The organism is Parashewanella tropica (genome assembly GCF_004358445.1).
Lineage (GTDB): Bacteria > Pseudomonadota > Gammaproteobacteria > Enterobacterales > Shewanellaceae > Parashewanella > Parashewanella tropica.
On sequence record NZ_CP037951.1, the window covers coordinates 1576820 to 1601957 of the forward strand.

The 25138-nt window shown below is 39.7% G+C and carries 19 protein-coding genes and 3 tRNA genes; 16 read left to right on the top strand and 6 right to left on the bottom strand.

Annotated elements, in window-relative coordinates; all coding sequences use genetic code 11:
* Positions 1–173 precede the first annotated feature (173 nt).
* Positions 174–1847, top strand: a complete 1674-nt coding sequence (glnS, locus tag E2H97_RS06695) for a glutamine--tRNA ligase (protein WP_133406424.1) — start codon at positions 174–176, stop codon at positions 1845–1847.
* Positions 1848–1917: 70 nt separating this feature from the next.
* Here the strand turns inward: glnS and E2H97_RS06700 are convergent, their stop codons facing one another.
* Positions 1918–2523 (bottom strand): Yip1 family protein, encoded by a 606-nt coding sequence (locus tag E2H97_RS06700; protein WP_133406425.1) that lies wholly within the window; start codon positions 2521–2523, stop codon positions 1918–1920.
* Positions 2524–2996: 473 nt separating this feature from the next.
* On the opposite strand from E2H97_RS06700, the gene E2H97_RS06705 reads away from it, so the two are divergent.
* The 5 genes from E2H97_RS06705 to miaE all read left to right on the top strand — a co-directional run bounded on the left by E2H97_RS06705 (position 2997) and on the right by miaE (position 9272).
* Complete coding sequence (locus tag E2H97_RS06705) at positions 2997–4154, top strand: aromatic ring-hydroxylating oxygenase subunit alpha (protein WP_133406426.1); 1158 nt, start codon at positions 2997–2999, stop codon at positions 4152–4154.
* A 1-nt stretch (position 4155) separates the two neighbouring features.
* Positions 4156–5196, top strand: a complete 1041-nt coding sequence (locus E2H97_RS06710) for a ferredoxin--NADP reductase (protein ID WP_133406427.1) — start codon at positions 4156–4158, stop codon at positions 5194–5196.
* 78 nt (positions 5197–5274) lie between these two features.
* A complete protein-coding gene (locus E2H97_RS06715) occupies positions 5275–6786 on the top strand; it encodes a hypothetical protein (protein WP_170308256.1) in 1512 nt (503 codons plus the stop codon).
* Between the two features lie 127 nt (positions 6787–6913).
* The gene (locus E2H97_RS06720; RefSeq protein ID WP_133406429.1) at positions 6914–8431 is read left to right on the top strand and encodes a hypothetical protein; all 1518 of its coding nucleotides are present in this window, start codon (positions 6914–6916) and stop codon (positions 8429–8431) included.
* A gap of 79 nt (positions 8432–8510) precedes the next feature.
* On the top strand, positions 8511–9272 hold the full coding sequence (gene miaE / locus E2H97_RS06725; RefSeq protein ID WP_133406430.1) for a tRNA isopentenyl-2-thiomethyl-A-37 hydroxylase MiaE: 762 nt from the start codon (positions 8511–8513) through the stop codon (positions 9270–9272).
* 2 nt (positions 9273–9274) lie between these two features.
* Here the strand turns inward: miaE and E2H97_RS06730 are convergent, their stop codons facing one another.
* A complete protein-coding gene (locus tag E2H97_RS06730) occupies positions 9275–9985 on the bottom strand; it encodes a UDP-2,3-diacylglucosamine diphosphatase (protein ID WP_133406431.1) in 711 nt (236 codons plus the stop codon).
* Between the two features lie 9 nt (positions 9986–9994).
* Positions 9995–10489, bottom strand: coding sequence for a peptidylprolyl isomerase (locus tag E2H97_RS06735; protein WP_133406432.1), 495 nt, complete (start codon positions 10487–10489; stop codon positions 9995–9997).
* Between the two features lie 187 nt (positions 10490–10676).
* Between E2H97_RS06735 and cysS the strand changes: the two genes are divergently transcribed.
* Positions 10677–12056 carry a cysteine--tRNA ligase gene (gene cysS / locus E2H97_RS06740; protein ID WP_133406433.1) on the top strand — a complete coding sequence of 460 codons (1380 nt, stop codon included), beginning with the start codon at positions 10677–10679 and terminating at the stop codon, positions 12054–12056.
* Between the two features lie 217 nt (positions 12057–12273).
* Here cysS and folD read toward each other — a convergent pair whose 3' ends face one another.
* Positions 12274–13128 (bottom strand): bifunctional methylenetetrahydrofolate dehydrogenase/methenyltetrahydrofolate cyclohydrolase FolD, encoded by an 855-nt coding sequence (gene folD, locus E2H97_RS06745; RefSeq protein ID WP_133406434.1) that lies wholly within the window; start codon positions 13126–13128, stop codon positions 12274–12276.
* 350 nt (positions 13129–13478) lie between these two features.
* Between folD and E2H97_RS06750 the strand changes: the two genes are divergently transcribed.
* The 9 genes from E2H97_RS06750 to ppiD all read left to right on the top strand — a co-directional run bounded on the left by E2H97_RS06750 (position 13479) and on the right by ppiD (position 22734).
* Positions 13479–13555: transfer RNA gene (locus E2H97_RS06750), tRNA-Pro, on the top strand.
* A gap of 85 nt (positions 13556–13640) precedes the next feature.
* Positions 13641–13717: transfer RNA gene (locus tag E2H97_RS06755), tRNA-Arg, on the top strand.
* 40 nt (positions 13718–13757) lie between these two features.
* A tRNA-His gene (locus tag E2H97_RS06760) sits at positions 13758–13833 on the top strand.
* A gap of 254 nt (positions 13834–14087) precedes the next feature.
* Positions 14088–15395 (top strand): trigger factor, encoded by a 1308-nt coding sequence (tig, locus tag E2H97_RS06765; protein ID WP_133406435.1) that lies wholly within the window; start codon positions 14088–14090, stop codon positions 15393–15395.
* A gap of 93 nt (positions 15396–15488) precedes the next feature.
* Positions 15489–16100, top strand: a complete 612-nt coding sequence (clpP, locus tag E2H97_RS06770) for an ATP-dependent Clp endopeptidase proteolytic subunit ClpP (protein WP_133406436.1) — start codon at positions 15489–15491, stop codon at positions 16098–16100.
* A gap of 87 nt (positions 16101–16187) precedes the next feature.
* Positions 16188–17468 (top strand): ATP-dependent protease ATP-binding subunit ClpX, encoded by a 1281-nt coding sequence (clpX, locus tag E2H97_RS06775; RefSeq protein ID WP_133406437.1) that lies wholly within the window; start codon positions 16188–16190, stop codon positions 17466–17468.
* Between the two features lie 242 nt (positions 17469–17710).
* On the top strand, positions 17711–20080 hold the full coding sequence (gene lon / locus E2H97_RS06780) for an endopeptidase La (RefSeq protein WP_133406438.1): 2370 nt from the start codon (positions 17711–17713) through the stop codon (positions 20078–20080).
* Positions 20081–20326: 246 nt separating this feature from the next.
* Positions 20327–20599, top strand: coding sequence for an HU family DNA-binding protein (locus E2H97_RS06785; protein WP_133406439.1), 273 nt, complete (start codon positions 20327–20329; stop codon positions 20597–20599).
* A 248-nt stretch (positions 20600–20847) separates the two neighbouring features.
* The gene (gene ppiD / locus E2H97_RS06790; protein WP_133406440.1) at positions 20848–22734 is read left to right on the top strand and encodes a peptidylprolyl isomerase; all 1887 of its coding nucleotides are present in this window, start codon (positions 20848–20850) and stop codon (positions 22732–22734) included.
* 112 nt (positions 22735–22846) lie between these two features.
* Here ppiD and E2H97_RS06795 read toward each other — a convergent pair whose 3' ends face one another.
* Together E2H97_RS06795 and E2H97_RS06800 are read right to left on the bottom strand one after the other, a co-directional pair.
* Positions 22847–23992 (bottom strand): hypothetical protein, encoded by a 1146-nt coding sequence (locus E2H97_RS06795; protein ID WP_133406441.1) that lies wholly within the window; start codon positions 23990–23992, stop codon positions 22847–22849.
* Positions 23993–24098: 106 nt separating this feature from the next.
* Positions 24099–25115, bottom strand: a complete 1017-nt coding sequence (locus E2H97_RS06800; RefSeq protein WP_133406442.1) for a hypothetical protein — start codon at positions 25113–25115, stop codon at positions 24099–24101.
* Positions 25116–25138 lie beyond the last annotated feature (23 nt).

The following is a 25138-nucleotide window of genomic DNA, read 5'->3' on the forward strand; positions in this document are numbered from 1 at the left end:
TTGCTCCTGAGTTATGTCAGGGCAAATTCGCCCAAAGGGTAAAAACCTTTAAAAAGCGACCAAATGGTCGCTTTTTTTATAAAGATCATCAATAGGGCATTGTAACTCACGTTCAACTGTAGGATTATTCACTGTTATTACTAATATCAATATTTGAGTCACAGAGGACATTCATGGATCACGAGGGCAACGAAGTACGTCCAAGTAACTTCATTCGTAATATTATCGATGATGATCTAGAAAGTGGTAAGCATACCGAGGTTCACACGCGTTTTCCGCCAGAGCCAAATGGTTACCTTCACATAGGTCACGCAAAATCAATCTGCTTGAACTTTGGTATCGCACAAGACTACCAAGGAAAGTGTAATTTACGATTTGATGATACTAACCCTGAAAAAGAAGATATCGACTACGTTAATTCGATTCAGGCAGACGTTAAGTGGTTAGGCTTCCAATGGGAAGGCGACGTTCGTTACTCTTCAAATTACTTTGATAAGTTACATCAGTACGCAATTGAGCTAATCAACAAAGGTTTAGCTTATGTATGTTTCTTGAATGCTGATGAAACGCGTGAGTACCGTGGAACTTTAAAAGAGCCGGGTAAGAACAGTCCTTACCGTGATACTTCACCTGAAGAAAACTTAGCCCTATTTGAAAAAATGCGTTTAGGTGAATTCAAAGAAGGTGAGTGTGCGCTGCGTGCCAAAATAGATATGGCATCGCCATTCATGTGTATGCGTGATCCTGTGATTTATCGAATTCGTTTTGCTGAGCATCATCAGACGGGTGATAAGTGGTGCATTTATCCAATGTACGACTTTACTCACTGTATTTCGGATGCCATTGAAGATATTACTCATTCGTTGTGTACACTTGAGTTCCAAGATAACCGTCGTGTTTACGATTGGATTTTGGATCATCTGGATGATTTTAATAAGCCAAGTCGAACTCATCAGTATGAATTTTCACGCTTAAACCTAGAATATACTTTGATGTCAAAGCGTAAATTGAATGACTTGGTTGAGCGTAAAATCGTAAATGGTTGGGACGATCCTCGTATGCCAACTATTGCGGGTTTGCGCCGCCGAGGCTATACGCCAGCATCAATTCGTGAATTCTGTAAGCGTATCGGTGTAACCAAGATGGATAACTTGGTTGAAGTGGGTATGCTTAACGCTTGTATTCGTGAAGACTTAAATGAAAATGCACCTCGTGCAATGGCGGTTATTAAGCCAATTAAAGTCATCATTGAAAACTATCCTGAAGGTGAAGTTGAGAAACTTTCTGCTCCAGTTCACCCAAATCATGAAGATTTAGGTGTTCGTGAACTTCCTTTTGGTCGTGAGCTATTCATTGATGCCGCTGATTTCCGTGAAGAAGCCAATAAAAAGTACAAGCGCCTTGTTTTAGATAAAGAAGTTCGCCTGCGTAATGCTTATGTGATCAAAGCTGAACGCTGTGATAAAGACGAAGACGGTAATGTAACCACGGTTTACTGTACTTATGATCCTGAAACACTTGGTAAGAACCCAAGTGATGGTCGTAAGGTGAAAGGTGTTATCCACTGGGTTGAAGCGACACATGCAAAACCAGCTGAATTCCGTTTGTACGATAGCCTATTTACTGATGCTAACCCAGCTGCGGCTGAGTCAATTGATGACATCATTAATCCAGAATCATTAGTAGTTGAGCATGGTGTTGTGGAACCAAGCTTGGTTAACGCTGAAGTTGAAAAAGCGTATCAGTTTGAGCGCGAAGGTTATTTCTGTGCGGATAACAAAGATGCATCAGCGGACAACTTAGTGTTCAACTTAACGGTTGGCTTAAGAGATACGTTTGCTGGTTAAATAGATTTTTGTTATCTCTTAACTGAAAATGCCAGTCACAATGACTGGCATTTTTTATGGTGGATAGTATTTATCCACCCGCTAATTCAGGCCCGAAACCGTTACTCCATAAAATTACGCTGGTTGCCATCAGTCCAACGAGTAGCACTAAACCGCAAGTGACCAGTGAGCTCGCATAAATAAAGCCCTTTTCTTCGGGAATATTCATAATAATGGGGACACCGGTATAGAGCAGGTAAACGGAATAGCTGATCCCTATTAAGGCTACCGTCATCATAAACCAAAGCTCAGGGTAGAGCGCCGACAAACCTACCATGAACATCGGCGTTGCGGTATAAGAGGCTAGTTCAATGGCTTGAGTGAAAGTTGGATTGGCATCGAAGGTTTTTGCCATCCAATGAGCCAAATACGCAAGAGCTAATACACCGATAATTAATCCGAAGTACATGCCTACAGACATTAATACGGCGCTATGTGAAGTTAAAAATAGTTTTTCAGCACTGGCCACTGGGTTCCAGCCAATATGAGCAGAACCTATATAAGCACAGATTGCAGGAATTAAGGCGACTAACAATACATGAGATAGGCTACTTTTTAATGACTCATGATTTTTTTCGATGTTATGCCATTCTTGTTTCGGTTGGGTATATAAACCCATTAAGTGATTTAAGATCATTATAATTATCCCTTTTCATTACTCATTTACCATCCGTGGTCACTATCAACTAATGATCCACAGTACCTCGGACAAAGTCGCAATTGCCTTAACCAACTCCCGACGAAATAAATAATGGTTTAGACAATTTTACGTCTCACACCACAGTACAGAAATTCCTGCACAAACCTTATGGTTATAGCTTATTTATTAAACAAAAAACCTTAAGAGTCAAGTCACACTTTTAAATCAATAGCTGGATATGCATTGAATTGACACTATTTTCGGTTATGGTATATTTATTTTCAATGTGACAATTTATCGTTGTTTGTTTCTATCACTTCCATGGAGTTATTGGTTGGGTTTTGGATTAACCCTTTGGCTGCTGTTTGATTTAGTTCGAGGAGAAGCGTATATCTGGGAGTCGTACAAACGCTCAGAACAGCTAGTTGCTTTATATTTGTTTAACAAAATCTTATGTTTGGAATATTAAAATGAAGAAAAATGATGTAATTCCATTAAAAGCTTACACAGACCCTAAGTGGTTCGATCTTGAAATGGAGCATATTTTTTCAAAAACTTGGTATTACGCGGGGTTGATGGAAGATATTTCAGAGCCAGGCCAGTTTAAGTGTATACAAGCAGGGCTCAATAGCATCATTATCGTGATGGGGCGAGATTTTCGTCTTAGAGCTTTTCATAACATGTGTCGGCATAAAGGCACACAGCTATTACGAGCAGAAGGTAAAGCACAAAAGTCAATAACTTGTCCCTACCATGATTGGACTTATGATCTAGAAGGCGATCTTATATCCGTACCCAAAATGAGTGCGGAATTTGCGAATTTAGATAAAACTTGTCTTGGCCTTAAACGTGCTTCAGTGGATATATGGCGTGGTATGTTATGGGTTCATCCTGAGGAAAATCCAATATCAATAACAGAATGGTTTGCCCCTGTCGAAAATCTGTTAGGTCCACATCAAGTTGAACATCTCGTCGAAGCAAAAGACTACAAGGTTGTAGAAGAAATTAATGCCAATTGGAAAATCGTCGTTGAGAATTACATCGATCACTATCATCTCGCTCAACTCCATAGCGGTACTTTAAATATGTACGATCATGCAAAAGCTGAGTTTGGCTTTGCGGGACCTCATTTTGCTTTTTGGGAACCTCTGGATGAAGAGTATGCTGCAAATCTAGAAAAGCACACATCAATGCCATTGATTGATCATATTCCTAAAGACCAACTGGGCGCATATGTTCCTATGTTATTTCCCGGGATAGGCTTGGGAGAATCAGAAGCGGCTTGGTCGGTGTTTCATGTGATACCGATTGCTGTTGATAAAACGCGTGTTGAAGTCAGAACCAAGGTCATGCCTGCATCTGACTGGGAATTTGCCAAATACAGTATGCGCTCAGCTTCGTTTTGGATGAAGAGAATAAAACCAAAGTATGCGACCGAAGATAGTAAACATCCACTTGGCTCTGCTGATTTTATGCAAGAAGACATTTACGTGTGTGAACAGCAACAAAAATCATTTCAAAGTCCTTATTTTGAACTGGGACCATCGGCAGAATATGGTGAATCACCGGTGAGAGAACATCAAAAGGTGGTGTTAGAGTACTTAAAACCGTTTGTACCGGAGAAATAAAATGAACAGGTATGATTTAACCGTTTCAGATATTTCACAAGAAACAAAGGACTCTGTTTCTGTTTACTTTTCAATTCCCGATAGTTTAAAGGATTTATTTCATTGGAAAGCAGGGCAACATATCAGGCTTCAATTGGAAGTCGGTGAAGAGCTATTTACACGAAACTACTCAATCTCATCAAGTAAGCCTGAAGAGCTTAAAATTACGGTTAAGAAAGTCAAAAAAGGTCGAGTTTCCACTTATATCAATGAGAAATTGAGTATTGGTGAAACAGTTAAAGTTACTCAGCCAAATGGCAATTTTATTTTAGAGCCAGAACAGAGTAAAAGACGAAGCCATTACTTTTTTACTGCAGGTTCAGGGATCACACCTATTTACGCTATGTTAACCAGCGTCCTTGAGAATGAAGCCAATAGTTTTGTTTATTTACTTTATGGTAACAAAGATGGGGCAAGCACCATATTTTCCGGTGAGCTTCATCAACTCGAAGAAAAGTATTCTGAAAGATTAGTCATTCAACACTGTCATAGTTCTCCAAGTTGGTTTAAATCAAGTCCTTGGCGAACAGGAAGAGTGGATGACAAAGCTGTTCAGGCTTTTATCAATGAAAATCCACCATATGCTCAGGATTGTCAGTATTATATTTGTGGTCCAGATACCTTTATCCCAAATGTTAAGTCCGCTTTAAAGGCCATTGATGTTCCAGACAGCCGCATCCATGCTGAATACTTTGGCTTGGGAAAAAAGACAGAAGTTCAAGGTGGTATGGATGCAGACTTACAAGTGGAATTGAATGGTAAGAAACAACAGCTAAAAGTCAATGCTGGCGAAAGCTTACTACAAGCCATGTTAGAAGCTGGGATCAGTGCTCCTCACTCATGCGAGGCTGGGCTGTGTGGTACTTGCCAATGTAAATTAGTCGAAGGCGAAGTTAATATGCCAAATAATTCAGCATTGGAAGAATCAGAAGTTAAATCAGGGATAATACTAGCCTGCCAAGCGGTGCCTCACTCCGCAGCATTAAAGATTAGTTATAAATAGAGTTACTCAATGTAAATACAGATTTTGTTCAGTTAGACCAAATTAGTATTAGGGAATTATAACTAATCCCTTAATGCTATGAACATTAGAAGTAAAAGCTTATCTATTCTGTGTGCCTGTTTTGCTGTCGGGGGCAGTGCCGCTTCAGCAGCAACGATTCCAGTTCACGTACAATGTAATGTTAGTGCACACACTGCAATGGCCGCTACCCTCACATTGCCTAAAAATCTTGGTTTTTTCTTTGTTAACTCAGACGTAAGCCCGAGTGATATACAAGCACTTTATGTATCAGGTACAAAGAAAGACAGTTATTTTTCCTTTGAAGGGCTACAAAATAATAAAAATTTCACCGTTACTTATAATCAGCTTGTGACTGATCAACAGTCAAATCAACCTGTCAGACGTTATAAACTTAAATTTGGTAGCCCACAACAAGACAGCAACTTTAGTCATGTTTTCATAAATAAAAATTTACTTAATTCGGCTAATAATTTGGTACAAATAGATGGACGGGTTGAATATTGCTTGGATCACCCTGATTTTAAAGAAGATCTGAATGCCCAAATCACCTTACAAGTCCCATATGATTATGATGGTGATCAAATATTGGATTATTGGGAAGTAAGCAAGCCAGGCGTTCAAGTGACAGATGATGCTATTCCTGTTGATTTTAAAGGTGGTAATGGCTCTCCATTGAGTATTTATATTGAAGCAGGAGTGACTGAAACTGGAATAAATTATCATAAGGCACTCCAAGGGGATAGCCCTTTTGACAGCATAGATTTGACTTTAATCCCTAATGATAATAAATCGTTGCTTCCGGATTCTTCCGTTAGACAAGGATTTATAGATCTTCTTCCTACTTACTCCAAGAACATCGATATTAGAGATGTCCCATTAGGTAGTGCGATGTCAGAAATTGATGCACACGCGATAAACATACAAACAGCATATCTTAACAATAGTACAGCCAATGAAACGGATTTCAATTCTTTACCCTCAGTTTTACGGGTTGTAGATAATACTTTCTATCTAAATCATTATAATGCACCACCTCCTACTCCGGGTTGGTATATACCTGACGTTACTGTTGAAAAATTCAACGACTCTGTTGGGGGAGATACATTTAAATCTGTAAAGTCATTCACTGATGTTCCACCTGTGATTAGTAGAAATGATTCGATAGTTTCCAATCAAATATCAAAGCTCATAGAGTTGGGGAGTGCGTTTCAAAATCAAGTATTAGATTTTGATGTTTTCAAGCAAGAAAGATTTTATATCGTAAACAGTGTCGATTCTGAAGGCAGAGTTAAGTTAGCTAGAATTCGATCAGGTGACAGTGCTACTAATCCCATCTGTTTTGATTTTTCAAAGCTAAGTAATGGCGATATAACATGGTGGGGCAGTAGAGTGCGCTGGCTGATTAAAGATGAAAACGGTAACGTCAAAATTCAGGAAGGGTATTTTGGTTGGCATGCTCCAGACGGTAACTACGCTTTCCTAAATTTAAATGATGGTGTTAAATCACTATCAACCTTACCTAAAAAAGGGGATGTGATTGCGTTTGAATTCGCAAAAGTTGATCAGTAAGTTGCGCTGATTATTATCCATATAGAAGTGGAGAGTAAGATGCTAATCATACCTAGCAATGGGTTAAGGTGTAATTCAGCTCTTTTGATTAGGATAGAAAAATGCTCTTTTAATCAAAAGTAAGATTATGGACATTAAACGTTATTTTCTTGCAACTGTTTGTTGCTTAAACTTAGTGACGTTCAGCTCTGTAGCCGCAACAATTCCACTGCACATGGAATGTGCTCACACTTCTGGTTTTAACAATACTGTTTTTCAATTTCCAAAAAATCTTGGTTTCTTTTTCGTTAACTCGGATGTCAGCCCAAGTGACGTTTATGGCTTAGAGTTTAAAGATCCCAACTCGGAAACTACCTATGCCGTTTCAGGCTTTAAATACAATACTGATTTTGCCGTTACGTTAAATAAACTGGTTACCGATCAGCAATCTAATCAAAGAGTTCGGCGTTTTAAAGTTAAATTTTTAGAGCGTAAGCAAGATAGTAATTTTGATCATAAAAACTTAATGAATGGTGAGCATTCAACACCAATTAGCAACTCTACAGATAACGATACTTTTGGAGTCACTACCTTTACCAAGTATTGTGATATATACCCTAAATACAGTGCTGATCTGCAATACGAAGTCAGGTTAATCGTTCCTTATAGCTCTGGGGGGCGCTGGGGTGTCAGTAAACCAGGGACTCAAATATCAGAAAATGCTATACCTATCGATTTTAAAGGTGGTAATGGTTCACCATTAAAAATGTACATTGAAGGTGGGTTAACCGTTACAGGGATTAACTATCAAGATGAAGTTAGGTCTAGTCTTTATCCTCAAACGATAAATTTAAAGTTAACTTCGCTAGGCAGTAATTTGGGTGTTGCAGCATTTGATTCAGTTGATGGAGAAGTTAACCGCTTTAATTATTATTCGAATATAAGAAAATTAGGGAGCCATGCAGGCGTTACCAATTTTGTCATTGATCATAATTCGCTAAGTTTTGAAATGGGATTAATAGATAATGCTACTCTACAAGAAACTGAGTTTAATTCTTTACCTTCAGTTCTCGAAACGGTAACAGAGAGAAATAATTCGATATCTCCAGCGCTTTACAACGCTCCAACACCTGAGCCGGGTTGGTATTCTCCAGATATTGTGGTTAACACTAGGATTCACTCATCTCTTGGAAATAAAGGGATAATATCTTCAGCATCAGTTGATGAAAAACAGACGGTTATTACTAGTAATTCAACTGAAATATCTGAACAAATATCTAAATTAATGGAAGCGGGTGATGCATGGCAAGATGAGCTTCTTGCTCCAGAGGCTTTTCCATTTGGTCGCTTTTACACTATCAGCAGTATTGATGGTGATGGAAGGATCAAGTTGAAGTCAATTGAACCTAATACTTCTAGTGATGGCAATGTTAACTATTTGGATTTTTCAAAAATAAGTGATGGCGACATTGTGTGGTGGGGAAGTTTAGTGCGTTGGTTTATAAAAGACGACAGTGGGAATGAAATAGTTCAACAGGGATTCATAGGTTGGCACGCACCAGATGGCAGTTATGCTTTTCTTAATTTAAGCGGCAATACAAAGTCCCTTAATACCTTGCCGCATATAGGAGATATTGTGGCGTTTGAATATGTGATGCTAAATTAAAGTAATTTGTGCTGTAATGGCTATGGGCTAAAGACTGGTTACGGTACAATTATGATTTTTAATCACAGGAATTCAGTCGTTGAGCTACACAGAGTTACTATCTCCAATTCATCAATTTTTAAAATGCAGAACGCCTGAACAATGGATAGAAGAGGCGATAAAGCCTGAAAATTTGTCAGTGATTTTAATCGATCATTTAATTTGTGAATTAAAGGCGGCTCAAAGTGCGATGTACTTAATTCGTAAATATGCCGTTGATAAAGAAAGTGGAGATGCGCTATTAGAATGGCTGAAGCCTTTTGAGGATTTTGCTTACCGTAAAGAGGGAAATTGGCGCGAACTGGTTAAACACAATACGTTAACAAAATCTATGTTACCTAAGTCAGGCACGCCTTATGGGCAAGACTTGATTGATAAAATGGTTTTGCTGATAAAAGAAGAGTTACATCATTTTTATCAAGTATTAGAGCTGATGGATGAGTTTAACGTTCCTTACGAAAACATCACTTCAAGTCGATATGCCAAAGGTATGATCCGTCATGTAACTAGCTATGAACCAGATACCTTGATTGATAAATTGATCATCGGAGCTTATATCGAAGCCAGATCGTGTGAACGCTTTGCAGCGATTGCTCCTCATGTTGATAAGCGATTAGGTGATTTCTATGTTTCTTTACTTCGTAGTGAAGCTCGCCATTATCAAGATTATTTGACGTTAGCAGAAGAAATTGCTGGTGGTGATATCAGTGAGCGCGTTAAGTTCTTCGGAGAAAAAGAAGCTGAGTTAATCAGTACTCCTGATGCTGATTTTAAGTTTCATAGTGGAGTACCAACAATCTAAATTTAAAAAGGTAGTGTGTGTAAAGTGGCTCCATCATGTGACACTTCTAACATACTGCCTTGTTCATACCAATCACCAACTACAATCCGTTCTTTGGTTTCATCAACTTGGTTATACCCAGGACGATGCGTATGCCCGTGAATCATTTGCACAGTCTTGGTTTGCTGCATCAGTTGCTTAACCGCTGATGGTTCAACATCCATTATCTGAGTTGTTTTGTATTGGTTTGAGCTTTTACTTTTATTGCGGATCTTTCTAGCAATTGCTCGGCGTATCCCACCTGGTAGGCTAGCATAAAGCCATTTTACCCATGCCTTATTTCGAAACTTACGAAATTTTTGATAATCTTCATCCAAAGTGCAAAGGCTGTCACCGTGTAAAATTACGGTGGGCTTACCATACAAATCGAGGGTATGAACTTCATCAAGAATTCTCATTCCGGCTTGGCGTGCATATCTATGACTTAATAAAAAGTCACGGTTGCCATTAATAAAATAAATTTTGGTATATCGAGAAATCGCTTTGAGTTTTTCAGCGACTTCAATAGCAAAAGGTTCTGCTACATCGTCACCAACCCAAACTTCGAAAAGATCACCAAGGATATACAGCGCCTCAGCTTTTTGAGCGTGAGTCTGTAAAAAGTGAAAAAAACAATCTGTGATATAAGGGTGATCTTCACTTAAATGAAGATCACCAATAAAAAGTACACTCATACTAAAAAATTAGCCGTCGATAGATACTTTTTCAATGATAACAGCCTCTAATGGTACGTCAGCATGCATGCCTTTAGTACCAGTAGCTACGCCTTTGATTTTCTCAACAACGTCCATACCTTCAACAACTTCACCGAATACACAGTAACCCCAACCTTGAAGGGTTTCTGATTTGAAATCTAAGAAATCATTATCTTTAACGTTGATAAAGAACTGTGAAGAAGCAGAGTGAGGCGCTTGAGTACGAGCCATTGCAAGAGTACCTTTCTTGTTAGAAAGACCATTGTTTGCTTCGTTTTGAATCGCTTCTTTAGTGGTTTTTTGCTGCATATCTTCAGTGAAACCACCACCTTGGATCATGAATCCATCAATAACACGGTGGAAGATAGTGCCATCGAAAAAGCCATCTTTAACGTAAGACTCGAAGTTTGCAGCTGTGATAGGCGCTTTTTCGTGGTTAAGTTGGATTTTGATATCACCAAAGTTTGTATGTAATGTGATCATTTTGATAACTACTTCAAAGAATAAAACTGAATTTTAGCTTAATCCTTATTTTCACTCAATTAGATCCCGTCTTATAAAAAACAAGAGTATTCAAGTTAGTCAACACCATGCTAGAATTTTATCTCGTTGTCGGTGGTTGTGGGATATCACACCACTATTGTTATAGTTTTTTCAAAAGAGATCGAAGATGCTGAAGATATACAACAGCTTGACCCGCAAAAAAGAAGAATTTACGCCAATTCGTTCAGACAAAGTTGGCATGTACGTTTGTGGAGTCACCATCTACGATCTCTGTCATATTGGTCACGGTCGAACGTTCGTGTCTTTCGATATGATTGCTCGTTACCTTCGATACAAAGGCTACAATCTGGATTATCACAGAAACATCACTGATGTTGATGACAAAATCATTAAACGTGCCAACGAAAACAACGAGTCATGCGACGAGCTTACGGAACGCTTGATCAGTGAAATGTATGCTGATTTTGATGCGCTTAATATGATCCGCCCAGATCTTGAACCTCGTGCCACTCAACACATTCCTGAAATGATTGATATGGTTGAGCGTCTAATTGAACGTGATCATGCTTATGTGTCAGAAAGTGGTGATGTGCTGTTCCGCGTTGAATCATTTGCTGATTATGGTCGTTTATCTGGTCAGGATTTAGATCAACTTAAAGCAGGTGCGCGCGTTGAAGTTGAAGACTCAAAAGAAAATCCAATGGACTTCGTACTGTGGAAAATGTCTAAGCCAGGTGAGCCAACTTGGGATTCACCATGGGGACCTGGTCGTCCAGGATGGCACATTGAATGTTCAGCGATGAATAGCAAGCATTTAGGCTTACATTTTGATATTCACGGTGGTGGTTCAGACTTACAGTTCCCACACCATGAAAACGAAATCGCGCAATCATGCTGTGCCCATGACACGCCTTATGTGAACTATTGGATGCACTCTGGCATGGTGATGATCGACAAAGAGAAAATGTCGAAGTCATTGAATAACTTTTTCACCATTCGTGATGTACTTGAGCATTATGATTCTGAATCAGTACGTTACTTCTTGTTGTCAGGTCACTACCGTAGCCAAATCAACTACACCGAAGATAACTTAAATCAAGCTCGTGCTGCGGTTGAACGTTTATACACCGCAATTAAAGATTTAGATTTGAGTGTTGAGCCTGCTGAAGCCCCAGAGTTAGTTGCTAAGTTTGATGCGGCTATGGATGATGACTTCAATACACCTGAGGCTTATTCGGTGCTATTTGACATGGCCCGTGAAATCAATCGCTTGAAAGGTAAGGATGATGTTGCTGCTAATGCATTAGGTGCAAAACTGAAGCAACTTGCTGATGTGTTAGGTTTATTGAAGCAAGAACCTGAAGCCTTCTTTAAAGGTGAGGGCAGTCAAGATGAAGTGGCTGAAATCGAAGCTTTAATTGTTGAGCGTAACCGTGCAAGAACGGAAAAAGATTGGCCTGCAGCCGATAAAGCTCGTGATGCGTTAAATGCACTTGGTGTCATTTTAGAAGATGGTGCAAACGGTACTACTTGGCGTAAGAAGTAACTATTCAACCAAAGTAAGTTATAAAAGGAGCAATCATGTGGACGTCAACTGAAGCGCACGTCCATGTGCTGACGACCGTGACATCCTGTCACGGACGGTTTCCTTTCCACACAATTGCTCCTATCTGACTAGATTGAATTTTTTCTTACTTACATATTGCAGATCAAAAAAGCCAGCTCAATAAATGCTGGCTTTTTTGTTGCTGAATAACAAAGAATTAATCGTGATACTCTTCAGCTGCAAATAAGGTGTTTTCCAACAAGCTCACAATAGTCATAGGACCAACTCCACCCGGTACAGGTGTAATAAAGCTAGCTCGCTTAGCCGCTTCTTCATATTGAATATCACCAACTAAGCTGCCGTCTTCAAGACGATTAATGCCTACATCAATGACTACAGCACCTTCTTTAATCCACTCTCCAGGGATAAAGTTTGGCTTGCCGACGGCAACGACCAATAAATCGGCTTGTCGAACCTTATCCTCTAAGTTTTTAGTAAAGCGATGGCAAGTTGTAGTTGTGCTGCCAGCTAAAAGCAATTCGAGTGTCATTGGACGCCCAACAATGTTTGATGCACCAACTATCGTTGCATCAAGGCCATAAGTATCTACACCCGTTGACTCAATTAAGGTCATGATCCCTTTGGGAGTGCATGAACGAAGAAGAGGAATGCGCTGAGCAAGACGTCCTACATTATAAGGGTGGAAACCATCAACATCTTTATCAGGGCGAATGCGTTCGATGATCTTTTCTTCATTGATATGTTCTGGAAGTGGTAGTTGTACCAAAATACCATCAACACTAGAGTCTTCATTGCATTGGTCGATAATTCTAAGTAATTCTAATTCCGTAGTGTTGGCTGGAAGATCGTGGGAATGTGAGATAAAGCCTACTTCTTCACAAGCACGGCGTTTACTACCAACATAAACTTCAGAGGCGGGATCGGAACCGACGAGAATCACAGCTAACCCTGGAGCTCTTTTACCCTGAGCGATACGTTCAGCAACTTGGGCTTTTAATTGGCTTCGAATGGATTTAGCGATTGCCTTGCCATCAATTATTTGGGCAGTCATAGGTGTAGGATATCCTTTAAATGCGGTGCAAAGGTTAAGTTATGACCTTAATTAAGTAATTTATATCGACCCACTATGTCTATTACTGGCATTTTATAATTGGAGGGTAGCAAGCCAGTAATTCATTTTTTATTTTATTGGAATAGGTTAACTCAATTAAAAATCCAGCGTATTCTATCAATAGCGAACATAGGTGTCATTCTGAAAGCACTTAAATATGGATGAAAAAAGCTTAATTAGCTTGTTAATTCATCACACAGTCAGCTTTTTCAAAAAAATCGTTGACGGAAAAAATCGGACGCTATAATATTCGCTCCGTTCTCAAGCAGCAGGCTAGCTTGAAACACTCTCGGTGATTAGCGCAGCCCGGTAGCGCATCTGCTTTGGGAGCAGAGGGTCAGAGGTTCGAATCCTCTATCACCGACCAAATTTATTGTCATTTGCCTTAGTGAGTGACTAAAATAGCTAAGGAAGCTATTTCCGGTTTAGGACATTTTTAATAAAAATGCCATGCGCCCGTAGCTCAGTTGGATAGAGCATCCGCCTTCTAAGCGGATGGTCGCAGGTTCGAATCCTGCCGGGCGTACCATTCTTCTCTTGAAGAATTTAAAAAAATAAAAGTTTCAGCGGTGATTGTAGCTCAGTTGGTAGAGTCCCGGATTGTGATTCCGGTTGTCGTGGGTTCGAACCCCATCAGTCACCCCACTCTTTAAAAAAGGCGACCTCAATGGTCGCCTTTTTGCTATTGGATACATTCTTTTCCTCGACATAATTCACACTCTTAAAACAGCTGAAATCACAGCTTTTCTGCCCCACTTGAGTATATAGATAACCATGGCTATAATGGCGCGTCTTATATCAAAGTAACTCGGTGCTTAAGGCACCTAAGAACGAATTCTTAAACGTAGCTGAGGCTTCGGCTATGACAAAGGACGTTAGACAAATTTCGAGGTAACATAATGCAAGTTTCTGTTGAAACAACCCAAGGTTTGGAGCGTCGTTTAACGATCTCTGTTCCTGCAGGCGATCTAGAAAAACTAATCAAAAACGCACTGGTACAAGAAGCACGCCGTGCTAAAATCGCTGGGTTCCGTCCTGGTAAAGTACCTGTAAGCGTTATTCAAAAGCGTTACGGTGCGGCTATTGAGCATGATATTAAAAATGAATTCATGCAACGTAACTTTGTTGAAGCAATCATTGCTGAAAAAATTAACCCAGCAGGTGCTCCAGCGTTTACTCCAGGTACTACAGAAGGCGAAAACTTCGAGTTCACAGCTACTTTCGAAGTTTACCCAGAAGTTGAGCTTAAAGCTTTAGATGCAATCAATGTTGAAAAGCCAGTTGCGGAAGTAACTGACGCTGACGTTGATAACATGATTGAGACTCTACGTAAGCAACACGCGACTTATGAAGCTGTTGAGCGTGCATCTGAAGACGGTGACAAAGTTAAAATGAACTTTGCTGGTACTGTTGATGGTGAAGAGTTTGAAGGCGGTAAAGCAGAAGATTTCGAACTTCAACTAGGTAGTGGTCGTATGATCCCTGGTTTTGAAGACGGCATCCTAGGTAAAAAAGCAGGTGAAGAGTTCGATATCGACGTAACTTTCCCTGAAGACTACCACGCTGAAAACCTAAAAGGTAAAGCGGCTAAGTTCGCTATCACTTTGACTGAAGTTCAAGGTGGTACATTACCAGAAGTAAACGAAGAGTTTGCTGGTCTATTTGGTGTAGCTGAAGGCGGCGTTGACGCACTTAAAGCTGAGATCCGTAAAAACATGACTCGTGAGCTTGAGCAAGCGCTTAAAGCAAACGTTAAAGAGCAAGTTATCAATGGTCTAATCGACAACAATGATATCGAGCTTCCTAAAGCGCTAATTGACGGTGAAGTTAACGCTCTACGTCAACAAGCTCTACAACGTTTTGGCGGTCAAGCTAACAACAATATGCCTGAGTTACCAGCTGAGCTATTCACTGAACAAGCTGAGCGTCGTGTTAAGATTGGTCTACTTCTTGGTGAAGTTATCAAGACTAACGAACTTAAAGCCGATGACGATAAAGTTAACTCTCTAATCGAATCTATGGCTTCTGCATACGAAGATCCTTCTGAAGTTGTTGAATACTACAACAAGAACGAAGAACTTATGCAGAACATGCGTAACGTTGCCCTTGAAGAACAAGCAGTTGAAGAAGTACTAAAAGCTGCTAAGGTTTCTGATAAGGAAGTTCAGTTTGAAGAATTTATGAACAAGGCTACTGCCCAAGCATAAACTCAAGCTTGACTTGAACGGCTAGAAGCCATTTATAATGGTTCGTATGAGGCTCCTCGTACGAGCCATTTTTATTTTAAGGAAATAATGCATATGCATAAAGCGCCAGAATCTGTCCTGAATTCATTAGTGCCTATGGTTGTTGAACAAACGGCTAAAGGTGAGCGTTCATACGATATATACTCTCGTTTGCTAAAAGAAAGAATCATTTTCTTAGTAGGGCAAGTTGAAGAGCATATGGCAAATCTTATCGTTGCACAGCTACTGTTTTTGGAATCAGAAAGCCCTGATAAGGATATCTACCTGTACATTAACTCGCCAGGCGGTTCAGTTACCGCAGGTATGGCAATTTATGACACCATGAAGTTCATCAAGCCAAATGTTAGTACAGTATGTATGGGACAAGCAGCAAGCATGGGCGCTTTTTTGTTAGCAGCAGGTGAAAAAGGCAAGCGTCATTGTTTACCTAATTCACGTGTTATGATCCATCAGCCATTAGGTGGCTTCCAAGGTCAAGCTTCTGATATAGCTATTCATGCTCAAGAGATCCTAGGCATTAAAGAAAAATTAAATAAAGTTTTGGCAGAACACACAGGTCAACCGCTGGAAGTTATTGAAAAAGATACAGATCGCGATAATTTCATGAGTGCTGAAGAAGCGATGAACTATGGTCTAGTTGATTCAGTAATGACACACAGAGACTGATTTTTTTACGTCTCTGAGTTATGCTCAGAGATATAGAGTATAAGATTCACTATGTCATAACCCTTTATGGCATAAAGAGGTAAAATAATGGCCGACGATAAAAGTAATGGTGATAGCGGTAAACTGCTTTACTGCTCTTTTTGTGGAAAAAGCCAACACGAAGTGCGAAAGCTGATTGCTGGTCCGTCTGTGTATGTCTGCGATGAATGTGTTGAGTTGTGTAATGATATTATTCGTGAAGAGATCAAAGACATTTCGCCTAAGTCTGATGAAGATAAACTTCCCACTCCACATGAACTTCGTCAACATCTCGATGACTATGTGATTGGTCAGGATAAAGCAAAGCGTGTGCTTGCCGTTGCTGTTTACAATCATTACAAGCGCTTAAAGCATTCAGATCCAAGTAGTGACATTGAACTTGGCAAAAGTAATATTTTGCTTATCGGTCCTACTGGTAGTGGTAAAACACTACTGGCTGAGACGCTTGCTCGCTCGCTAAATGTTCCATTTACAATGGCTGATGCAACGACTTTGACCGAAGCAGGTTATGTAGGTGAGGATGTTGAAAACATCATCCAAAAGCTGCTTCAGAAGTGCGATTATGATGTTGAAAAAGCTCAGCGTGGTATTGTTTACATCGATGAAATCGATAAGATCAGCCGCAAAGCAGATAATCCATCGATTACTCGTGATGTATCAGGTGAGGGTGTTCAGCAAGCGTTACTTAAGCTAATTGAAGGCACTGTAGCAGCTGTTCCTCCACAAGGTGGTCGTAAGCATCCTCAACAAGAGTTTCTGCAAGTAGATACCTCTAAGATTCTATTTATCTGTGGCGGTGCATTTGCTGGTTTAGAAAAGGTTATCGATCAACGTATTGATACAGGTAAGGGCATTGGTTTTGGTGCGACAGTCACCAGTGAAGCTGATAAAAAATCGGTATCTGAAACCTTTGAGCATGTTGAGCCAGAAGATTTGGTAAAATTTGGTTTGATCCCTGAGTTTATCGGTCGTTTACCTGTGGTAGCTACGCTAAAAGAGCTTGATGAAGATGCGTTAGTTCAAATCTTATCCGAGCCTAAAAATGCCATCACTAAGCAGTATGCTGCTTTATTTGACATGGAAGAGGTTGAACTCGAATTCCGTGAAGATGCGTTAAAAGCGATCGCTCAAAAAGCAATGGAACGAAATACTGGTGCTCGTGGTCTTCGTTCAATTGTTGAGAATATTCTTCTTGATAGCATGTACGACATTCCATCCAACAATGACGTAAGCAAAGTCGTTGTTGATGAATCTGTTGTAAAAGGTGAGTCAGATCCAATTCTGATTTACGATAACCAAGATGCTCAAGCGGCTAGCGGTGAGCAATAATTCTAGATTTTAGAACAAAGAATTTAGATTCTAGGTTGAAAAAGGAGCAGTAAGCTCCTTTTTTTTGTCTATGCTATTGAAAGGGCATCCAACGCCCTTATATAGTCTTTATATGGTTTTTTAAATTAACTTAATGCTCAAATTACTGAAGTAATGTTGTTGATCACACTATTGCTCCCGAAATAACGTAACTTAAGCATTGAGCAAATCTCCTTTTTTTACTCATCATACGGAATTGCAATATGACCCAAGAGAGTGCTACGCATATCGAACTCCCCGTATTGCCACTAAGGGATGTGGTTGTTTACCCGCACATGGTTATTCCGTTGTTTATTGGCCGCGAAAAATCAATTCGTTGCCTTGAAGCAGCAATGGAGCAGGATAAACAAATTATTCTGGTTGCCCAGCGAGACGCCGACCTAGACGAACCGACCACCGACGATATTTTTGGTGTTGGTACAGTGGCTTCTATTCTGCAATTGCTTAAATTGCCTGACGGTACCGTAAAAGTACTGGTTGAGGGAGGCAAGCGAGCGGTTATTGAAAAATTCACTCAAGAACAAGACTTCTTTGTTGCCGATGCAAGTATTCAAGAAACAGAATCGCTTGAAGCTAAAGAAGAAGAAGTTTTAGTTCGTAGTGCTATTGGCCAATTCGAAGGTTATATCAAGCTCAATAAGAAGATCCCACCTGAAGTTTTAACTTCATTATCTGGCATCGATGAAGCTGCACGCCTAGCCGATACCATGGCAGCACATATGCCATTAAAGCTTGCTGATAAACAGTCAGTATTAGAAATGTTCAATGTTGGTGAACGTCTTGAATATCTGATGAGTATGATGGAAGCAGAAATCGATTTATTGCAAGTCGAAAAACGCATTCGTACTCGTGTTAAAAAGCAAATGGAGAAAAGCCAGCGTGAGTATTATTTGAATGAGCAAATGAAGGCCATTCAAAAAGAGCTCGGCGATTTAGATGAAGGGCATGATGAATTTGATGCTTTGACTCAAAAAGTCGAAGATGCTCAAATGCCTGAAGAGGCAAAGAACAAAACGCTAGCTGAGCTTAAAAAATTAAAAATGATGTCACCAATGTCAGCGGAAGCCACTGTGGTTCGAAGCTACATTGATTGGATGACGTCAGTGCCTTGGAAAAAGCGTTCTAAAATCAAACGTGATCTCTCCAAAGCTGAACAAGTACTTGATACCGATCACTTTGGGTTGGAAAAGGTCAAAGAACGTATCCTAGAATACCTAGCCGTTCAAAGTCGAGTTAAACAGCTTAAAGGACCAATCCTTTGTTTAGTTGGACCTCCAGGTGTTGGTAAAACCTCTCTCGGTCAATCCATTGCTAAAGCTACGGGACGTAAATATGTTCGAGTAGCTCTTGGTGGTGTTAGAGACGAAGCGGAAATTCGTGGTCATCGTCGTACTTATATTGGCTCTATGCCGGGTAAGATCATTCAAAAGATGTCAAAAGTTGAGGTGAAAAACCCACTATTCCTTCTGGATGAGATCGACAAAATGAGCTCAGATATGCGTGGTGATCCATCATCTGCATTACTTGAAGTGCTTGATCCTGAGCAAAACACTAGCTTTAACGATCACTATCTTGAGGTTGATTACGACCTTTCAGATGTAATGTTTGTGGCTACTTCGAATTCAATGGATATTCCAGGACCATTGCTGGATCGTATGGAAGTCATTCGCCTATCTGGATACACAGAAGACGAAAAGCTTAATATTGCTAAACAGCATTTACTGCCTAAGCAAGTTGAGCGTAATGGTTTAAAGCCTGCTGAAGTGAATGTAGAAGATAGCGCGATTATTAGTATTATCCGTTATTACACTCGTGAAGCCGGTGTGCGTGCTCTTGAACGTGAACTGTCGAAGATTTGTCGTAAAGTGGTTAAGAAAATCCTGCTTGATAAGTCGATTAAGTCAGTTGATGTTACTGCTGAAAACATTAAAGAGTTTTTGGGTGTGCAACGTCACGATTACGGTAAAGCGGAATCTAACAACCAAGTAGGGCAAGTTACTGGCTTAGCTTGGACGCAAGTTGGTGGTGATTTACTCACCATTGAAGCGACCTCTGTTCCTGGTAAAGGTAAATTAACCTATACCGGTTCATTAGGTGACGTGATGCAAGAATCTATTCAGGCGGCATTGACGGTTGTTCGTGCACGTTCCGAAGAACTTGGTATCAACGCTGATTTCCACGAGAAGCGTGATATACACGTGCATGTACCTGAAGGCGCAACGCCAAAAGATGGTCCATCGGCTGGTGCGGCTATGTGTACTGCATTGGTGTCAAGTTTGACTGGTAATCCCGTGTGTGCAGATATTGCAATGACAGGTGAAATTACCCTTCGTGGAGAAGTTCTACCCATTGGTGGATTGAAAGAAAAACTGCTTGCCGCGCATCGAGGTGGGATTAAGCGAGTGCTTATTCCGTACGAAAATGAAAGAGATTTGGAAGAAATCCCAGAAAATGTGATTGCAGATCTCAAAATTTTCCCTGTAAGATGGGTGGATGAAGTGCTTGAACTGGCGTTGGAAAACCCAGTTAAGGGCTTTGAAGTGGTAAAAAAAGAGCAAAAAACAAAAAAATAACAGTATTCACTTAAAAAAATTGAAAAAAGGGCTTAACAAACCGCAGACCTGTGGTAGCCTAGGTAAGTGGATAATCAAGCCTCGACAGGTGTTGGGGCACTTGGTTTATAGCTGTTTCCAATATTAAATTGGTTTTTTATTTAGCTTGAATATTATTTTCAAGTTTTACACAAAGCATCCGCAAACCGCGTATATATTAGAAGGACTTGGTTGCGGTGATTAAAATAGTACATTCAAGGGGATGACATGAACAAATCTGAACTAATTGAGAAAATTGCGTCTGATGCAGACATTACTAAAGCTGCTGCAGGCCGCGCACTAGACTCTTTTATTGCTGCTGTAACTGATACTCTAAAGAGTGGTGAAAAAATTTCTCTTGTTGGTTTTGGTACATTTGAAGTACGTGAGCGCGCTGCACGTACTGGCCGTAACCCACAAACTGGTGCAGAAATCAAAATCGCAGCTGCTAAAGTACCTGCTTTCAAAGCTGGTAAAGCACTAAAAGACGCTGTTAACTAAGAATAGCGATTTTGATAAGCCTTTATGGTATTTGTATTTAAGCACTGCATTGCAGTGCTTTTTACAAAATAGGGCTCTGGATTTTTAAGTTAATCTAACACCCATTATGACTGATATGTGCTCATATAATGTGTATAAGACACACCTCAACCATAATTGATGTTGACTTGATTTAAAGCTCCATCTAACCGAAGAAAAGGCGCACAGTTAGGGCGCCTTTTTTATTTTCAAACAAAGCGAGATATCTGATGTTAGAAAAGATTCGCGAAGGATCACAAGGTGTTATAGCTAAGACTATTTTGATTCTTGTGATTTTGTCATTTGCCTTTGCAGGTGTAAGCAGTTATTTAGGTTCGAAAACAGAAGTAGCTGCTGCCACAGTGAATGGCGATGAAATTAGTAAAGCTGAGTTAGAGCAGTTGTATCAAAACGAACGTAATCGTTTGCAACAACAGCTTGGTGAGATGTTTGACACCTTGGCATCCAATGATGGTTATTTAAAAAGTGTTAAGCAAAGTGTTTTAGAGCGTTTGGTAGCACAAAAACTCGTTGACCAAGCAGCTGCAAACTTAAATTTAACTGTCTCTGATGCACAAGTTAAACAAGCGATTCTTTCAGAGCCAGCTTTCCAAACAGATGGCCATTTCGACAATGATCGTTTTCAAGCCGTTCTTCGCCAACTTGGTTATCAACCAGCCGCGTTTAGTGAAAGCATGCGCGTAGATATGACTCGTCGTCAGCTTATTGAGGCACTGATTGGTTCTGAGTTTGCACTTAAGAGCGAAGCAAAAAATATTGCTGAAATCCAAGGTCAGAGCCGTGATATCCGCTATGCCATCGTTGATGCTGAGCCTTACAAAGCGAATATTGCCGTTACTGATGCTCAGGTCAAAGAATACTACGACCAAAATACAAGCCAGTTTGTTCGCCCAGAGCAAGTTAGCCTTGATTACGTTGAGTTAAATGCTTCTGATTTTGCTAATAACATCAAAGTGACAGCTGAAGATGCTAAAGCATATTATGATGAACACAAAAATCAGTACCAGACGACTGAAAAGCGTTTACCTGCACATATTTTAATCCCATTTGGGGATGACGAAGCTAAAGCTAAGGTAAAAATTGAAGCCATTAAAAAAGAATTAGATAACGGCGCTGATTTTGCTGAACTAGCCAAAAAAGATTCTCAAGACACTTTTAGTGCTAAAAACGGCGGCAAGCTTGATTGGTATGAGCAAGGTGTAATGGATCCTGCTTTTGATGATGCTTTATTCAAACTGAAAAAAGGTCAAGTTTCTGGCATTGTTAAAACAGAATTTGGTTTTCACTTGATCAAACTACTAGATGAAAAGCCTGTTGAAACTCAGCAATTTGAAGCTGTCAAAGCTGATATCGAAAAAGAACTAAAACAGCGTAAAGCTGATGACCAGTTCTATTCATTACAGCAAAAGTTGGCTGATACCAGCTATGAAGTACCTGATACGTTAGAAGATGCTGCTAAAGCGGTAGATGCTAAAGTAATGCATACAGCACTCTTCTCTCGTGCTAATCCTCCTGTTTCATTAAATGATCCTAAAGTAATTAAAGCGGCTTTCTCAGAGCAAGTACTTGATCAAGGCATGAACAGTGATGTGATCGAACTTGGTAATAACCATGTGATTGTGTTGCGTGTTAATGAGCATAAAGCTGCTGGTACTAAGTCATTTGACGAAGTAAAGTCAGATATTGTTGCTCGTATAAAGCAAGATAAAGCCAATGAACAAGCTAAGACTAAAGCTCAAGAGTATGCTGCGAGCATTAAAGCAGGCAAGTCAGAAGTTAAGCTAACGGCTAAATCTAAAGTTCATCGTTATGACAGGGAGCTTCAGCCTGCTCTTATAGGTAAAGTGTTTAAGCTTGCTAAACCAAACGATGCTCCTACTGTTGGTACTGTAGAATTACCTAATGGCTATGCGGTTGTTGTACTTGATAAAATCAATGCTGCTGAAGGGATTAACGACTCTGTCATTAGTTCTCTAACTCAGCAACTAGCCAATAACTATTCTGAATTAGATTATCGTTCTTTGATTTCTTATTTGAAATCTAAAGCTGAGATCACTTATGCTGAAGATGCTAATGAGATTAATGAACTGCAATAATTTCTAAATATCGTCATTAGATACTAAACTCCTCCACTGTAAAATGGAGGAGTTTTTTTATTATGTTTTAAAGGATAATTTGAAGCATAGTTACTAGATTTAAGTGGCATTGTTAACCATTTTTGTCTTGCATAAAAGCAAAGCATTGTGCCGGTGAACCTTCAAAAGGTTTCAAGTCACGAATTAGTTGCTCCCAACCACCTTCACTTATGATTACTTTATCATCTTGACCTATAGCTTCTGCAACTAGCAACCCAGCACCAGTAGCGTAACGTACACAATTATTAAAATCGAATCCGTCCCCACCCGTATAAGACTTAAATTGAAATGTAGTAGTTTCGAAATATTTTGAGTCTGGGTATTCATTATTATTACAGTCAATAATGATGGTTCCGTGCTGTCGAGTGAAGATTGCTAAGACTGCATGGTCAATATGAAACAGAGACCTTCTGATTCCAACGACCTGCATTAGATATTGCGTGTCACTTGGATATCGTGAAAATATTTCTTTGTACATAAAGTTAAGATAGTCTGCAAAATTACTTTCAGGTACACCTTTAACGTATGATTGATCTGGAAATGCAGGCCCTATGTACTTAACTAATCTAGGAACATCTTTCAAATGATGATCAAAAGCATTAAGAGCGATTGAAACCGGTAAAGTTCCTGTATCTTTTGGCTTATATGTATACTTGTCTTTATCTTTATCAACTAGTTTGACTTCATCGCCATCTTTAGCCACCTTACCATCTTCGTCTAATTCGAGCATGTCATCGAGGTTGTCACAGCCGTCTAGAAAACTATCTGTAGAGTCTGAGTCAGGCTCTTTTTCTTTCATACATTCATGTGCTTGAGTTTTTTGTTTTACTCCAGTTTCACATTGTAATGATTTGGACGATATTGCTTCTTGCATTTCTGGTTCTTGACGCTGTTTTTCTTCGGTATGATCAGGTTGTTGACTTACCTGATATGAGAAATGAGGCTCCTGAGTTTCTTGTTGTTTTGTTTGAGTTGAAAGAGGTGATCCCCCTGATGATATTGAAGTTTTATGTGTTGCTTGAATAAAATTAGCTAAATGTGACGGTGATTCAGTATCTGGCTGTGCTTTGAAATCATCTGGTTCTACAATAGTATACTCTGATTCGATTCCTGCATAGTCATTTCCAAGGGGGCTCCAGTGCACTGAAACGGGCTTCTTATATCCTTCATGAGGTGAACTCGATTGTAGTGTATAAGGTTGAGGTTTTTGTACTGCCATGACTATATCTCAAAACACTTTTATACCCAACAGTAAACCTCTAGGTATAAAAGTGAAACAAAGGTAAACAATAAATAATGAAATCAAATTTGATACTAAGATGATTTTATTCAGTCTCTATTGAGCTGTTATTATCAGCTTCAGGCGCCATTGCTCTTGGTAATTCAGCTGCAGGAGTCATTGGTTGTGGTAATTCAGCTTCTTGATTTAGCTCTAGCTCCTCTAAAAATGCAAAAACCTCCGAAGGCTCTTCATTCGACACAGGTAATCTGCTTTTTAAGCCTTTCCAGCCACCCAGTAAAGCACTTCCGTCACAAAATTCACGGGCAATTAATATTCCACTTTTAGTGGCGTGTCGAACACAGTTATTTCTATCAGATTCGCATTTGTAGGGTTTAAAGTGGAAACTTCTAGTTCGGTAGTTTTTAGAGTTTGAGTAGGGAAAAATAAAACGAGAGCTATCAAAGATGATGGTCTCTTTTGCTGTGTAAATAGCCAGTATTGCATGATCTGGCCTGACTGTTCTCTTTAGACCCACAACTTGCATAAGTAAATCACATTTTTTAGTTGGAAATACTTCCGTATGCATTGTTTCTAAAAACTTAGCAAGTTTGCCTTCTGGTACATATTCAGGATAATCCATATGTGGGCCAGTCCAATTAATTGGTATATCTAACCCCTTCAAGTGATGGGCAAAGGCTTGAACTGCATTGGACGCTCCAATTGTTCCTTCAGTATTTACTGTAAACCTGCTTTCTGGGTTTTCAGCGATTTCTTTCATTTGTTCTGCATTAATGGACTCACAGTCATCGAAAAATATACCTTTGTCCTCGGTCTTCTGTTCAGCACTTGATTCAAGGTTTGCTGAAGATACAGTAAAAGGCGTAGGGCTTTGAGCAGGTTGTGGTAAAACTTCTTCACTTTCCACAAAACCTTTAACACTAGGATCACTAGCTTCCGCAGGCTTAGTCTTGTAGCCAGTTCCAGACTTTGATGTGGTTAAGACATAGGGATCTCGGGTGACAGTTTCTGTATCTGCTGCTAAATCGTATGCTTTCTCTTTATCCTGTATAACTACCCATTCAGCAGTCGGTGTCATTGGTATATCAGAAGCCTTTGCCATTGCGTTATCTCACATAATATTGA